Origin of the sequence: Rhodopila sp. (assembly GCF_035548235.1) — a bacterium.
Lineage (GTDB): Bacteria > Pseudomonadota > Alphaproteobacteria > Acetobacterales > Acetobacteraceae > Rhodopila.
On sequence record NZ_DASZTJ010000191.1, the window covers coordinates 1 to 14,099 of the forward strand.

The following is a 14,099-nucleotide window of genomic DNA, read 5'->3' on the forward strand; positions in this document are numbered from 1 at the left end:
CCACGCCGTAATCGTCGACCGCCGTCAGCCGCTCCAGCGTCACGCGGCCGGTTTCGGGGTCGAGCTCGATCTCGGCCACATGGGTGCCGTTGGGGAAGGTCATCGCCTCCCGCGTCCAGCGGTGATAGGTGTCCAGCGCGCCGGGCGCCCGCGCCGCGAGGTCCAGCAGCGCGATCCGCCGGTCGGTGCCGGCGACCCGGAAGGCGCCGTCATGGAACTCGATATCGGCCTCGGCGGCTTCCAGGACGCGTGCGGCCGCGCGGCGGCCTTTTTCGACGATCGTCTCCGACGCCCGCCAGATCGCCGTCCCGCCCATATAGGTCGCGCGCGAACTGCCATGGCCGCCGCCGATCGGGACCAGGTCGGTGTCGCCCTGGCACAGGCGGATGGCGGCGTTCGGCAGGCCCAGGCGGTCGGCGAGGATCTGCGGCATCGTCGTCTCGTGCCCCTGCCCGATCGTCTGCGTGCCGGTCCGCAGCGAGACGCTGCCGTCGGGTTCGAAGCGGATGTCCACGTTCTCGGTCGGGGAGCCGCCGGTGCCCTTGATGTGGCAGGCGAAGCCGATGCCGCGGCGGCGACCCGCCGCCTCGCTCCGCCGTCGCCGTTCGGCGAAGCCGCGGAGGTCGGCGCGGTCCAGCGCCTGGTCGAAGGCAGCGCGGAAATCGCCGCTGTCGACGACGAAGCCCAGCGCGTTGGCCGCCGGCATCGGTCCCGCGAAGTTGCGGCGGCGGAGCGCGACGCGGTCCAGCCCGGTCTGCCGCGCGGCGGCGTCGATCAGGCGCTCGATGATGTTGACGGCCTCGCCGAAGCCGGGGCCGCGCGTGACGCCGATCGGCGTGGTGTTGGTCAGCACGGCGCGGACATGCAGCGAGATCGCCGGGATGGCGTAGACCCCACCCTGCAGGTGCGGGAACTGGTTGGTCTGCACGCCGCCGGCGCCGCCGGCCATGTAGGCGCCGAGATTGGCGATGCTCTCGACGTGCAGCGCGCGGAAGCGCCCGTCGGCATCGAGCGCCAGCGTCGCCGTCGCCACCTGGTCGCGCGCCTGGTGGTCCGCGAGGAACGTCTCGGACCGGGTGGCGATCCATTTCACCGCGCGGCCGGTGCGCCGCGCGGCCCAGAGCAGCAGGGCGTATTCGGCGTAGCAGAAGTTCTTGGCGCCGAAGCCGCCGCCGACATCGTGTGCGACGAAACGAACCTGGGACGGATCGACGCCCAGCGCGGCGGCGGTGACGTCGCGGTTGCCGTGCAGGTTCTGGCTGGAGACATGCAGCGTGTAGCGGCCGTCATAGACGCCGACGGCGCCGCGCGGCTCCATCGGGTTGGTGACGACGCGATGGTTATTCAGCCGCAACGTCACCCGATGCGGCGCGGCGGCGATCGCGGCGGCGGCCTCTGCCGTCCGGCCCCAGCGCCAGTCCATGCAGAGATTGCCCGGCACCTCCGGCGCAAGCTGCGGCGCGCCGGGGGCAAGCGCGGCCTCGGCAGTGGCGATGGCGGGCAAAGGATCGACGTCGAGGCCGATCCGTTCGGCGGCGTCCATCGCCTGGTTGCGGGTTTCCGCGACGATGACGGCGATCGGCTCGCCGGCGTAGCGGATGCGGTCCCGGGCCAGCAGCGGCTGCGGCAGGAAGCGGAAGGGTTCGCTGGTCTGGACGTTGGCTTCCACGGTGGGGCGCAGCGGCCGCAGGCCGTCGTCTCGGGCGTCCTGCGCGGTGAGGATCGCGAGGACGCCGGGCATGGACCCAGCGGCGGCGGTGTCGAGGCGGTTGAGGACGGCATGGGCGTGGACGGCGCGCAGGAACACGGCGTGGGCGGCGCCGGGGAACGCGATATCGTCGAGATAGCGCCCCTGCCCGACCAGGAAGCGGGCGTCCTCGCGGCGGCGTGGCGCGGCGCCGATGCCGGAGACGTCGTTCATATCGTTGTCCTTGGACTGCTCCTGCCGGGAGTTTGGCCTTGAGCGCGGGCGGCCGGCAAGGGGAGACCCGGCAAGGGGAGGCAAGACGGGCCGCCACGCTTCAACCAGCCCCCCGTCCGTGCGAACATCCGTCCGGGAACCAAGGGAAACGCCCCCAAAGGGGTGTCCAGAAAAAGGAAACCACCATGAAAATCGATGATGTCTCCCTGACGATTTTCACCTGGGACAACATTCCGGAAACAAAATACCACCAGGGCTCCACCGCCCAGTCAGGCAGCAATCTCGGCCTGCTGACCATCCGCACCGACGCGGGGCTGGCGGGGCATGCGTTCCTGGGGTCGGCCAGCAACCCGGCCTCGATGGACGGTCCCCAGTTGATCCGGTCGCTGAAACCGATGCTGATGGGCAAGGACCCGCTGGAACGCGAACGCATCCACGCCGGCATGCGGCTGGTCAACCGTTCCGTCAGCTACCGGGTGATCGGCGCGGTGGACACGGCGCTGTGGGACCTCGGCGGCAAGATCGCGGGGTTGCCGGTGCATGCGCTGATGGGGACGTATCGGACGTCGATCCCTGCCTATGCCAGCTCCCAGGTGCTGCCCGATGCGTCGGCGTATGTGGAGCAGGCGCTGTCGTTCAAGGCGGCGGGGTGGCAGGCCTACAAGATCCACCCGCCGCGCGATCCCGACCACGACATCCGCGTCTGCCAGGCGGTGCGCGAGGCGGTCGGCGACGACTACCGGCTGATGCTCGATTCCACCTGGTCGTATGATTTCATCGACGCGCTCCGGGTCGGCCGGGCAATCGAGGAGCTTGGTTTCTACTGGTACGAAGACCCGCTGGCGGACGAGGACATCTACGGCTACGTCAAGCTGCGCCAGAAGCTGGACATCCCGATCATGGCGACGGAATACCCGGCCGGCGGCCTGGACACCTACCCGATCTGGCTGACCGAGAAGGCCACCGACTACCTGCGCGGCGACATCCCGAACAAAGGCGGGCTGACGACGATGCTGAAGACCGCCCACCTCGCCGAGGCGTTCGGGCTGCGCTACGAGGTCCACCACTCCGGCAATTCGCTGAACAACCTGGCGAACCTGCACCTTTGCATGGCGCTGCGGAACACCACGATGTGGGAGGTGCTGCTGCCCGACGGGGCGCACAAATACGGCATGGTGCGCGACCTGGCGCCGGACGCGGAAGGGCTGATGCATGCGCCGACGGACCCGGGCATCGGCGGGCAGATCGATTTCGAGCTGATCAGGCGGAAGACCGAGGCGGTGCTGCGATAGCCGGCGAGACGGGGCGGTGCCGGCTTGGCAGGATCGGGCGCTCGCCGCCTTCCCGTCATGGCCCGGTCGAGCCGGGCCGTGACGTGGGTAAGGCGAGTTGCGCCCGAATGGGCGGACGTCAGTGAACGGACGTCAGTGGGCGGACGTCCTGCCTGACGCCGGACGGCAGCGGCATCGCGGGCCCCGTTGCGGCCTTCTGCCTCGGCCAGCCGCGGCGGCCGGATAGCCTGTCGCTCTTTCCGTGCCTACCGCTTCTTCCGCGCCTTGCGCGCCGCATAGGCGGCATCGCGGGCTGCCTTCTGCTGCGCCCGCAGTTCCACCGCCTTGGCGCGCGCCTCGGCCGCGGCGGCCTCCTCGGCGGCCTTCCGGGCGGCCTCCTGCGCGGCGAGTTCGGCGGCCTTGGCGGCCTTCCTCTCGGCGGTGCGGACGTCCCGCGCCTCGGCGATGGCGATCAGCTCCGCCTGCCTGGCCTGGACTGTCGGATCGTCGGCGGAAGGACGGGACTTGAAGCGTTCGAGCATCGCCTGACGGGCCGCCTGCGAGGCATCGCGGCGGTCCTTGAACGTAGAGCCGGTATTTGCAGCCATGGGTCCGGGTTGGTCTCTCTCTCAGTCTGAAGCCGCGTGCCAATACAGCGATTGGCGTCCGGTTGGAACTACGAACCGCGGTCTAGCAGCCTTGCAACACGCGCGAGGTGGTGCGCGTGGTCGCCGGCGAAGCGCAGGACCAGGTGGGACGCGCCTGCCGCCCCATAGGCGTCCAGCCACGGTTTCAGCCCCTCCGCCGGCCCGCAATAGCTCGCCTGCCGCCGCCGCGTCTGCGCCGCCGGGACATCGTAGTAGGCCTCCAGGAACCGGTTGAGCCGGTCCTCCGCCCGCGCCGCGTCGTCGTCCAGCGAGATCGTGAGATACATCGCCCCACTGAGCGCCGCCGGATCGCGCCCGTGCTCCGCCGCGACCCGCTTGACCGTCCGCAGCCCCTCGGCAAACGCCGGCGCCGACGGCGCGATCGGGAACCACCCATCGAAATGCCGCCCCGCTCGGACCAGGCTGGCAGGGAGGTTGCCGCCGATCCACAGCAGCGGCCCGCCGGAACGGGCCGGCGTGGGGGCGACGACCGCCCCGGCCATCTGCCAGCGCCCGTCCCAGTCCACGGGCTGCCCGGACCACAGCGCCTTGCACAGCCGCAGCCCTTCCAGCATCCGCCCGATGCGCTGCTCGAACGGCACCCCGGCCGCGGCGAACTCCGCCCTGATGTTCGGCCGGTCGGCGGCCAGGCCGACGCCCAGGATCAGCCGCCCCTCCGCCAGTTGGTCCAGCGTCGCGACCTGGTGCGCCAGCAGCACCGGATTGCGCAGCGCCGGCAGCAGCACGGCGGTCCCCAGCGTCAGGCCCGGCACACGGCCGGCGACGGCCGCCAGCAGCGTCAGCGGATCGTGCCGGGGCCGCGCCGTCAGCGAGTCGCCGACCCAGACGGAGTCGAACCCGTGATCCCGAGCCTGGGCGGCGAGATGGAGCAGCGGGGCGGTTTCCGGCCGGCCCTCCATGATCTGCTCGCGCGTCGGCAGCAGATAGCCGATGCGCGCCGTCATACGCCCAGGTCCCGCTTCACCGCGGCCCAGCGGTCGAGGATCGGCAGGATCGTGTCGGCTTTCTCGGCCGGCAGGCTGAAGACGACGCGGTCGATCCCGATCTCCTGGCAATAGCGCAGCTTGGGGATCTCGTCGGGGACGCGGAAGATGGTGATCGGCAGGCTGGCGGGGTCGCGCCCGGCCTCGGTCGCCATGTCGCGGAACTGCTTGATGACGACGCCGATGCCGGCGTCCTCCAGCCGGTCCGAGCGGGGGATCCAGCCGTTGCCGTAGCGGATGGCGCGGCGGGCGGCATGGGGATAGGCGCCGCCGACGATCACCGGCGGATAGGGCTTCTGGAACGGCTTCGGCCACTGGCTCATCGGGCCGAACTTCACGAACTCCCCGTCATAGCTGGGTTCGTCGCTGGTCCAGATCTTCATCATCGCCTCGATCCGCTCCCGCGCCAGCTTGTGGCGGGTGGCGAACACGGTGCCGTGGTTCTCGATCTCGTCGCGGTTCCAGCCATTGCCCACGCCGAACAGGAACCGGCCCTTCGAGACCTGGTCGAGCGAGGACACCATCTTCGCCGTCACGATCGGATCGCGCTGGACCAGAAGCGCGATGCCGGTGCCGATCTTCAGCGTCGTGGTGACGGCGGCGGCGGTGTTCAGCGCGATGAACGGGTCGTAGATCTCGTAATACGGCCGCGGCAGCGGCCCGCCGCCGGGGTATTCCGACAGGCGGGTCTGCGGGACATGGGTATGCTCCGGCACCCAGAGGGATTCGAAACCCCGGTCCTCCATGGCCCTCGCCAGGTCGGCGGGCTGCATCGAATCCGCCGTGAAGAACATCACACCGCCGATTTTCATCCTGCTTCCCCCCATTGGATCGCCGAAATGGACTGTGGCTGAAGTGGACCGGGCGCGCCCGTGTCCGTCAAGCGCGCGGACGGCACGGAGGTTCGGTGCCCGGATGGGCACAGGTGATACAAAAGTGCTCGCAGATTAAAAATCTTTCATGCCCGCCACGCTTTCCCCGAAGCATCCTCTGCGGGTGCGGAGTTTTTGGCACCAAGGCCTTTCGCCGCAATCGTTGCTTCCGGTCCGTGCAGGCCCCGCATACGCAAACCCGACGGCTAAACGGGATAATAATGGGAGGTTTGTCATGTCGAGCACGAGACGTGCGGGGTGTTCGCCGCGCATGCGGAGAACGCAGAACATCAACCTGCTGCTGATCTTCCTGATCTGCACGGTCAGCTACATGGACCGTGGGACGCTCGCGGTCGCGAACCCGCTGATCCGCCAGGACCTGGGTCTTTCGGTGGCCGAGATGGGCGTGCTGCTGTCCGCGTTCCTGTGGCCCTATGCCTTCAGCCTTCTGCTGGCGGGGCCGATCGTCGATCACGTCAAGCCGCGCCGCGTGCTGGTGGCGGCGCTGATCGTGTGGTCGATCGCGCAGGGCGCGGCGGGGTTCGTCGGCAGCTACCTGCAGTTCATCCTGACCCGCGCCTTCCTGGGCGTCGGCGAGGCACCGGTCTTCCCCACCGCCTCACGCGTCACCAAGGACTGGTATCATGAAACCGACCAGGCGCTGCGCGTCGGCATCTGGAACGGCGCGTCGTCTTTCGGCACCGCGATCGCGCCGGCGCTGCTGACGCCGGTGATGCTGATCTATGGCTGGCGCTGGATGTTCATGCTGATGGCCGTGATCGGCTTCATCTTCGCCGGCGTCTGGTACGGGGTGTATCGCGACCTGGACGCCGACGCGCTGGCGCCCAACGACCACCACTATCTCTACGGCGAAGGCGGCGCGCCCGAGACGCAATCGCTGCACGCCGCGGGATGGTCGCGGCTGTTCGGCTTCCGCGCGACATGGGGGCTGATACTTGGTTTCTTTGGGAATGTTTATGTCGGCTGGATGTTCACCGCCTGGCTGCCCGGCTATCTTGAGATCCAGCGCCACATGAGCATTCCCAAGACCGGCCTCGTCGCGTCCGTGCCGTTCCTGTTCGGGCTGCTGGGCAGCATGAGCGGCGGCTGGCTGGCCGATCGGCTGGCGAAACGCGGCATGACGACGATCGGCAGCCGGAAGCTGCTGACCGTGATCGGCATGGTGGTCATGTCGGCCGGAACCATCGTCGCGGCGGAGACGCCCAGCAACCTGCTCGCCGTCGTCAGCATCTCGGTGACGATGTTCTTCTCGCTGAGTTCGTCGGGAACGTCCTGGGCGCTTTCGTCGGCCTGCGCGCCGCCGGTCTATGCCGCCTCGATGGGCGCGATCATGGATTTCGGCGGGTTCATCGGCGGTGCGCTGGCGCCGACGATCACCGGGTTCATCGTGCAGGCCACCGGGTCCTTCACCCCCGCCCTGCTGGTGGCCGGCGCGATCGGGCTTGTGTCCTCGGCGATGTACGTCGTCGGCATTCCCGCCGAACCGATCCGCTCGGAGGCGGTCACCCCCCTCCCATCCCAGGCCTGAACGCTCCTTTGGCCGCGGCGCCCGTCCGGCGCCGCGGCCGGGTTCAGGCGGCGCGAACCGCCGGGAACACCTCCTCGGCGATCAGTTGCATCTGATCCATTGCCAGTTTCGCCGGCATGCCGACCCAATGGATGCCGAAGATCAGCGTGTTGACGCCGAAGCGCCGCTTCAGCACCAGGATCTGCTCCGTCACCTCGGCCGGCGAGCCGAACAGGAACCGGTCGTTCATCAGGTCCTCGAAATCGAGATCGAAATGATCGCCGGCGGGCATCACCTTGTCCTGGCCCCAGTCGCGATAGGCCTTGTACTTGGCTTCGAGATACGGCTTCGCCAGGCGGATCGCCTCGTCGCGGCTGCGGGCGACGAACAGCTCCCGCGCCATCGGCAGCTCCTGGGGGAACGGCTTGCCGCAGTCGTCCAGCGCACGCTTGTAGACGTCCATCTGCTCCGCGATCGTATCGATCTTGTTGTGCGGATTGATGAACCACGCATCCGCCATCCGCGCCGCCCTGCGGATGCCGACATTGGCGTTGGCACCGATCCAGACCGGCGGCATCGGTTTCTGCACCGGCATGACCGTGCAGTTGGCATGGTCCAGCTTGAAGTAGCTGGCTTGCATGTCGACGAAATCTTCCGACCACAGGCGCTTCACCGCGGTCAGGCATTCCTCGAACCGCTTGCCCGAGTGTTTCTGCGTCGTATTGAAGGCGTTGAACTCCACCTCCCGGTAGCCGATACCGGCGCCGAAGATCAGCTTGCCGTCGCACATCACGTCCAGGGAGGCGAGTTCCTCGGCCACGTGCAGCGGCGAGTGCAGCGGCAGCAGCACGACGCCCGGGCACAGCCGCAGCTTGGGCGCGACCTGCGCCACCTGGCACAGATAGGGGATCTGCTGGATGTACTGGAACGGATAGGAACTGTAGTGCGAGCCCTTGGCGACGACGTCGTAGCCGAGGTCCTCGGCGAACCTGGCGGCGTCCAGGTCCTCTTTCAGCCGGACCCGCATGTCGTCGCCCATCGGATACTGGCCGCGTATGATCAGCCCGAAGCGCATGGCTCGTCCTCCTGGTTTTTCGGCAGGGTGGCAGGGTGTCGGACGCTGTCAAGCATGGCATAGTCCCGCCCATGCGCCTGAACCATCCGTCTATACACCCTGTCGGCCGTCCCATCGGCTTCACCTTCGACGGCAGCCGGATCGAGGCGCTGGAGGGCGAGACGATCGCCGCCGCGCTGTCCGCCGCCGGCATCACCACGGTCCGCCACACCCCGTCGGGCGCGCCGCGCGGCCTGCATTGCGGCATGGGCGCCTGCTGGGACTGCGTCGTCACGATCGACGGCCGGATCGGCCAGCGCGCCTGCATGACGCAGGCGGCGGACGGCCTGGCCGTCGAGAGCGGCTTCCCGCGCGTGCTCGCCGAGGCCCCTGCCCCGCCGGCCGCCGAGGACCGGATCTGCGACGTCCTGGTGGTGGGCGGCGGCGTCGCCGGCCTGTCGGCGGCAGCCGCGGCCGCCGAGGCGGGTGCCTCGGTCGTGCTGCTGGACGAACGCCACGCGCCGGGCGGGCAATACGGCAAGCCGCTCGCGCCGAGCCACGCCGACCGTGCCCCCGACGCGCAGTTCGCGTTGGGGGCGTCCCTGCGCGCCCGCGCCCTGGCCGCCGGCGTGACGGTGGAGACCGATTCGCTCGTCTGGGGCGCCTTCGCGCCGGACGAGATCGCCGCCCTGGTGCGCGGCCAGGCCGTGACCTTCCGGCCCCGGCGCCTGATCCTGGCGGCCGGCGCGCATGAGGCGCCGAACCCGGTGCCCGGCTGGACCCTGCCCGGCGTCCTGACCACCGGCGGGTTGCAGACGCTGGTGCGCAGCCAGCGCGTGCTCCCCGGCGCACGGGTGCTGATCGCCGGCAACGGGCCGCTGAACCTGCAACTCGCCTGCGAATTGCTGGCCGCAGGGATCAAGCCGGTGGCGGTGCTGGAGGGCGCGCAACGGCCGGGGATCGCCTCCGCCCGCGCCCTGCTGCGCATGGCCTGGGTCGCGCCCGACCTTGCCCGCGAGGGACGGTCGATGCTGGCCCGGCTGAAGGCCGCCGGCGTGCCGGTGCTGTGGGGGACGTGGCTCGATCACCTGGAAGGCGACGGGCGGGTGCAGACGGCGATCGCCGGCGGGCGGCGCTGGGACGTGGACATCGTGGCGACCAATATCGGCTTCCAGCCGGAAACCGGGCTGGCCCGGGCGCTGGGGGCAGCGCACCGGTTCGTGGACCGGGGTGCGCGGGGGTTCCTGGCGACGATCGCGGACGAAGACGGACGCACCAGCCTGCCCCCGGTCTTCGCGGTCGGCGATGGCGCATCGTTCGGCGGCGCGCGCGTGGCCGAGATCCGGGGGCGTCTGGCGGGGCGCGCGGCGGCGCGCGACCTGGGGCATGCCTCAGCGGCCGACCTGACGGACCGGCCGGCGCTGAAGCAGGCGCAGGCGTTCCAGGCAGCGCTGTGGGAGGTGTTTTCGGTCGAACCCCGTCCCGTCTCCAACGAAACCATTATCTGCCGCTGCGAGGAGGTCTCCGCTGCCAGGCTTCGGCAGGAGATGGAGAACGGGCTGACGTCGATCGCCGCGCTGAAGAAGGCGACGCGCGCCGGCATGGGGCGCTGCCAGGGTCGTTTCTGTTCAGCCACGATCGCCGCGATGTGCCCGCGCGCGCCGGACGCCGAGGGCTTTGCCGCGCCGCGCGCGCCCCTGCGCCCCGTGCCCGCCGCGCCCCTGATGCATGAGGCGCCGGAATTCACCGCGCCGCTGCTGGACGATCCGGCCCCCAAGGCCGTGCTGCATCCCCTGCCCGTCCTGCCAGTGGAAGAGCGGCATGCCGACATCGTCGTCGTGGGCGGCGGCGTCGCCGGCCTGTCGACCGCCTATTTCCTGGCACGCGACGGCGCCGACGTGCTGCTGATCGACCGCGACGAAGCCGCCATGGCGGCCAGCACGGCGAATGCCGGCAGCCTGCACGTGCAGTTGCTGTCCTATGACTTCACCGACGCCACCCCGCCCGATGGCGGTCCCGCCGCGCACACGCTGCCGCTCGCGCCCCGCAGCATCGCCTTGTGGAAAGAGATCGGCGCCGCGGTCGGCGAAGACCTGGGCATCCGCACGAATGGCGGCCTGATGCTGGCCGAGACGGATGCGGCGCTGGATTGGTTGCGCCGGAAATCGGCGCTGGAGAACCGCGTCGGCATCGAAAGCCACGTGCTGAACCATAACGAACTCCGCGACCTTGCGCCCGCGCTGTCGGAACGGATGATCGGCGCCGACTACGTCCCCGCCGAGGGCTACGGCGACCCGTTGCGCGGGATGATGGCGCTGCTGGCGCTGGCGCGGCGGCATGGCGCACGCGTGCTGCGCGGGGCGGAGGTGCGGGCGATCACGCGCGAAGGGACGGCGTGGCGCGTGGCCACGAGCAAGGGCACCGTCACCGCCGGCACCGTCGTCAACGCCACCGGTCCCTGGGCCGCTCGGGTCGGCCGTATGGTGGGGCTGGCGTTGCCGGTGACGGGGACGGTGCAGCAGGTGATCGTGACGGAACCCGTGCCGGCAATGACGCAGCACCTGGTGGCGGTCGCGAACCGGCACCTGTCGCTGAAGCAGCAGGCGAACGGCAGCTTCCTGATCGGCGGCGGCTGGTTCGGCGCGTTCGACGCGGAGACGGGACGCACGCGGACGTTACGGCAGAATATCGAGGGCAATCTGTGGGTGTGCGAACGCGCGCTGCCGGTGGTGAAGTCGCTGTCGATCATCCGGTCGTGGACGGGGATCAACCCGTCGATCGACCGTGCGCCGCTGCTGGGAGAGGCGCCGGGACTGCCACGCTTCTTCAACGTGGTGACGGCGAACGGCTACACGCTGGGACCGGCGGTCGGGCAGTTGACGGCGGCGGCGGTGCTGCGCGGGGAGGCGATCGATCCGCGGTATCGGCTGGAGCGGTTTGGGTAGGTTCCGCATTACGCTGTTCGGAAGCTCAGAGTCCCCGCGTTTCCAGGAACAGCGCCATCATGTGGGCACGATCGACGAAGCCCAATTCGTTGGGCTCGATATCCAGCGCCTTCAAAGCCGCCGGCAGGTTGCGGACGAAGTCCTGGTAGTGATGCATGATCGCCTTCGCGCCAGGTAGCAATTTGGCTGATTTCGGACGCATCGAAACGAGCCAGTCTCGGATGGCGCCGACTGCCTTGGTGGGATCGCCGCCATGCTGCCGAATGTCCTGCCCGGCAATGTCCGAAAGGAATTTTTGATAGCGGAACCTCTCCGCCTCCAGGACAAGACATTGCTTCGATCTCTGGCTTGGCGGCCCGAACCGCCTGGCCCCAAGAAATAGGCCGAGTTCGAAGGGCATGTTGAAACGGGGCAAGGCGTTGATCAAATCGTGCTCCACGCGGGAGATATCATGCACGCCGAAACGGCACGCCTCGATGATCGAGTAGATGCGATCGATTCGGGGCGTTCCCGTGTCCTCGGCTTCCAGCGCGCAGCGAACCGTGTAGCCGCAATGCATGATTGCGAATACGATTGCGTGGAGAATAGGTTGATACTCGAGGTCGAAGGGACAGTTGACGAAAACGCTGGTGTGATAATCAGCGTGAGGTGTGGCTTTTGCCATCCGCCTCGGTCGTCTGGCCATGGAGCGCGATGTCCAAGGCACGTTTCAATTGCCGCACGGTAAAGCGGCCGCGCCCGACCACGGCGGGGACGTCGCCGGGTTTCAAGACACGGCGGGAGCCCTGAGGGATCGCCCTGGCAGGCTGCTGCATGGATCGGATGGCGCTCGCCTCCGGTTTCGACATGATCGAAGGACCTCCTGAAGCCCATATATAGCAGCATCTCGGCAGGTTTTCCATTCCAACCGTGCCTCTATCCACCCACCCGCAGCCGGTCTCCCCCCTCCCCGCCCATCGCGTTCCGCAGGGCCGACAGCAGCGCCACGATCGACGGTGCGGCCCGAGGCGGGCGGCCGGCGGCGGTGCGTTCGGGGGTCGCGTAGAACCACCGCACCGGCCGCAGCGCGGCGTCGGCCCGAGCGACGGTGAACGTGCCGTCCGGTGTTTCGATCGCGAGGCCGGAGTCGCGGACCGTGACCGTTCCCGCGACCGCCCAAAGCCGCAGGCAGTCGGTCAGCAGGTTGCGCAGCTCCGCATCCGTCACAGCCGCGGTGCGGTCAGCATCTCGTCGGCGATCTTGCGGTGCTGCCATTTGCCGTCGGCCAGGCCGCCCTTGTAGACGCCGTTCTCCACGACGACCTTGCCGCGCAGCACCGTCAGGCAGGGCCAGGCCTCCATCTTGCGGCCTTCCCAGGGGCTGTAGTCGGCCTCGTGCATCTCCGACGCCTTGACCACGCGCTTGTCCGCCGGGTCCAGCACGCAGATATCGGCGTCAGACCCGGCCGCCAGCGCGCCTTTCCGCGGGTACAGGCCCATGATCTTCGCCGCGTTCGACGATACGAGGTCGACGAAACGGTTCAGCGTGTAGCCGCGCTTGCCGACCATCTCGGTATACATCAGCGGCACCCGCGGCTGCACGCCGGCGTTGCCGCCCGTCGTGTCGTCGATCCGCACGCCCTGGATCTTCTGCTTCAGGGTGCAGCAGATCTCGTCGGTGGCGACGCAGTTGATCGCGCCTTCCAGCGTGCCCTGCCACAGCGCCGCGTGGTCCTCGGCCCCCTTCAGCGACGGGTAGGTGTGATAGATCTGCCCGTTCGGCTTCTTATAGTCCTCGTAAGTATAGAGCATGTATTGATGCAGGGATTCGCCATAGATCGGCGTCCCGCGCGACCGCGCCTCGCGGATCGCCGACACGCCCGTCGCGGCCGAGGTGTGCATCATGTACAGCGCGGTGCCGGGCACTTTCTCCGCCAAGCGGATGACGCGGCGGAACGACACGTCCTCGGACAGGGTGTTGTGCACCTCCGCCATGTTCTCGAACCCGGTGCGGCCTTCGCGGATCAGCTTGCCATACATATGCATGACAATATCGTTGTCTTCCGAGTGGATGACGCCCAGGCCCTTGTTCGCCGCCAGCACCTGGAAGATCTCCCAGATATCGCCGAAATCGACCATGCGGCCCTTGCGGTTCGGGGTGATGTCGGTGGTGAAGATCTTGACGGTCGGGAAGCCGGCCTGGATCGCCTCGGCGACCTGGGGCGGCAGGTCGACCGGCAGTGCGCCCTCGACCATCAGGTGCGTCGCGTAGTCGCAGGCGCAGTTGCCTTTCCAGTCCTGCTCGCGGGTTTCGATGCTTTTCTGCACCGTTGCCTGGTCCTGCGCGCGGGTGAAATCGATCACCGTCGTCGTGCCGCCATGCACCGCGGCCTTGCCGACGACCTCGGGCCCCGCGGTCAGCGTCGCGGGCTCCCCCGCCGGGGCGGGCATGTGCCACTTGCAGTGCACATGCGGATCGATCCCGCCCGGCATCACGATCTTGCCCCCGGCGTCGATCACCCTGGCGCCGGGCGGCGGCGTGATCGTCCCCGGCGCCGCCATGGCGGCGATCCTTTCGCCTGAAATCAGGATGTCATACGCGCCCACGCCCCCGGGCGTGACGACCGTGTCGCCGCGGATAATCAGGTCGATCATGGCCGGTTCCCCCTCCTGGCTGCCAAGCCGGCGCATCGTTACCCGTTCCGAAGCCCCCCGCAAGGGGTGCGGAAAGGGCTTTGCCCGGATCGGGCGGCACGGTACAAGGCCTCGTTTTCGCGGCCAAAACGGAGCATGCCATGCCGGCCGAATTCGACATCGCCGTCATCGGCGCCGGCATGGCCGGCGCCTGCGCCGCCGCCTTCCTGTCGGAGCACCACCGC

Annotated in this window: 11 protein-coding genes; 3 read left to right on the top strand and 8 right to left on the bottom strand. The window is 68.9% G+C overall.

All coding sequences use genetic code 11. From position 1 onward, the window contains the following. A partial coding sequence (locus VHB27_RS15705; protein ID WP_325602103.1) for a xanthine dehydrogenase family protein molybdopterin-binding subunit occupies positions 1-1,921 on the bottom strand: 1,921 nt, incomplete at its 3' end. 185 nt (positions 1,922-2,106) lie between these two features. Between VHB27_RS15705 and VHB27_RS15710 the strand changes: the two genes are divergently transcribed. Then, positions 2,107-3,213, top strand: coding sequence for an enolase C-terminal domain-like protein (locus VHB27_RS15710; protein WP_325602106.1), 1,107 nt, complete (start codon positions 2,107-2,109; stop codon positions 3,211-3,213). A gap of 245 nt (positions 3,214-3,458) precedes the next feature. Here VHB27_RS15710 and VHB27_RS15715 read toward each other — a convergent pair whose 3' ends face one another. The 3 genes from VHB27_RS15715 to VHB27_RS15725 form a co-directional block, all read right to left on the bottom strand. Further along, positions 3,459-3,800: a DUF6481 family protein gene (locus VHB27_RS15715; protein ID WP_325602108.1), complete on the bottom strand. Its 342-nt coding sequence runs from the start codon at positions 3,798-3,800 to the stop codon at positions 3,459-3,461. Positions 3,801-3,868: 68 nt separating this feature from the next. Then, on the bottom strand, positions 3,869-4,804 hold the full coding sequence (locus tag VHB27_RS15720; protein ID WP_325602110.1) for an LLM class flavin-dependent oxidoreductase: 936 nt from the start codon (positions 4,802-4,804) through the stop codon (positions 3,869-3,871). Beyond that, complete coding sequence (locus VHB27_RS15725; RefSeq protein ID WP_325602112.1) at positions 4,801-5,655, bottom strand: LLM class F420-dependent oxidoreductase; 855 nt, start codon at positions 5,653-5,655, stop codon at positions 4,801-4,803. Before VHB27_RS15725 ends, VHB27_RS15720 begins: the two co-directional genes overlap by 4 nt. Positions 5,656-5,986: 331 nt before the next feature. Between VHB27_RS15725 and VHB27_RS15730 the strand changes: the two genes are divergently transcribed. After that, positions 5,987-7,264: an MFS transporter gene (locus VHB27_RS15730; RefSeq protein ID WP_325602114.1), complete on the top strand. Its 1,278-nt coding sequence runs from the start codon at positions 5,987-5,989 to the stop codon at positions 7,262-7,264. Between the two features lie 43 nt (positions 7,265-7,307). On the opposite strand, the gene VHB27_RS15735 is transcribed toward VHB27_RS15730, so the two are convergent. Next, positions 7,308-8,318: an LLM class flavin-dependent oxidoreductase gene (locus tag VHB27_RS15735; protein WP_325602116.1), complete on the bottom strand. Its 1,011-nt coding sequence runs from the start codon at positions 8,316-8,318 to the stop codon at positions 7,308-7,310. 71 nt (positions 8,319-8,389) lie between these two features. Here VHB27_RS15735 and VHB27_RS15740 point away from each other — a divergent pair, with 71 nt between their 5' ends. Next, entirely contained in the window at positions 8,390-11,242 is a 2,853-nt protein-coding gene (locus VHB27_RS15740) for an FAD-dependent oxidoreductase (protein WP_325602118.1), read from the top strand. A gap of 25 nt (positions 11,243-11,267) precedes the next feature. Here VHB27_RS15740 and VHB27_RS15745 read toward each other — a convergent pair whose 3' ends face one another. From VHB27_RS15745 to VHB27_RS15755, 3 genes are all read right to left on the bottom strand, one after another. Further along, positions 11,268-11,906 carry a hypothetical protein gene (locus VHB27_RS15745; protein ID WP_325602120.1) on the bottom strand — a complete coding sequence of 213 codons (639 nt, stop codon included), beginning with the start codon at positions 11,904-11,906 and terminating at the stop codon, positions 11,268-11,270. 251 nt (positions 11,907-12,157) lie between these two features. Next, complete coding sequence (locus VHB27_RS15750; RefSeq protein WP_325602123.1) at positions 12,158-12,448, bottom strand: hypothetical protein; 291 nt, start codon at positions 12,446-12,448, stop codon at positions 12,158-12,160. Continuing rightward, positions 12,445-13,875: an amidohydrolase family protein gene (locus VHB27_RS15755; RefSeq protein WP_325602125.1), complete on the bottom strand. Its 1,431-nt coding sequence runs from the start codon at positions 13,873-13,875 to the stop codon at positions 12,445-12,447. The genes VHB27_RS15750 and VHB27_RS15755 overlap by 4 nt, the downstream gene beginning before the upstream one ends. Between the last annotated feature and the right edge of the window lie 224 nt (positions 13,876-14,099).

What these genes read in the sequence shown, in the direction of transcription:
- VHB27_RS15710 (WP_325602106.1), top strand. Translation starts at nt 2,107, where the DNA reads ATGAAAATCGATGATGTCTCCCTGACGATTTTCACCTGGGACAACATT.
- VHB27_RS15715 (WP_325602108.1), bottom strand. Translation starts at nt 3,800, where the DNA reads ATGGCTGCAAATACCGGCTCTACGTTCAAGGACCGCCGCGATGCCTCG.
- VHB27_RS15720 (WP_325602110.1), bottom strand. Translation starts at nt 4,804, where the DNA reads ATGACGGCGCGCATCGGCTATCTGCTGCCGACGCGCGAGCAGATCATG.
- VHB27_RS15725 (WP_325602112.1), bottom strand. Translation starts at nt 5,655, where the DNA reads ATGAAAATCGGCGGTGTGATGTTCTTCACGGCGGATTCGATGCAGCCC.
- VHB27_RS15730 (WP_325602114.1), top strand. Translation starts at nt 5,987, where the DNA reads ATGCGGAGAACGCAGAACATCAACCTGCTGCTGATCTTCCTGATCTGC.
- VHB27_RS15735 (WP_325602116.1), bottom strand. Translation starts at nt 8,318, where the DNA reads ATGCGCTTCGGGCTGATCATACGCGGCCAGTATCCGATGGGCGACGAC.
- VHB27_RS15740 (WP_325602118.1), top strand. Translation starts at nt 8,390, where the DNA reads ATGCGCCTGAACCATCCGTCTATACACCCTGTCGGCCGTCCCATCGGC.
- VHB27_RS15745 (WP_325602120.1), bottom strand. Translation starts at nt 11,906, where the DNA reads ATGGCAAAAGCCACACCTCACGCTGATTATCACACCAGCGTTTTCGTC.
- VHB27_RS15755 (WP_325602125.1), bottom strand. Translation starts at nt 13,875, where the DNA reads ATGATCGACCTGATTATCCGCGGCGACACGGTCGTCACGCCCGGGGGC.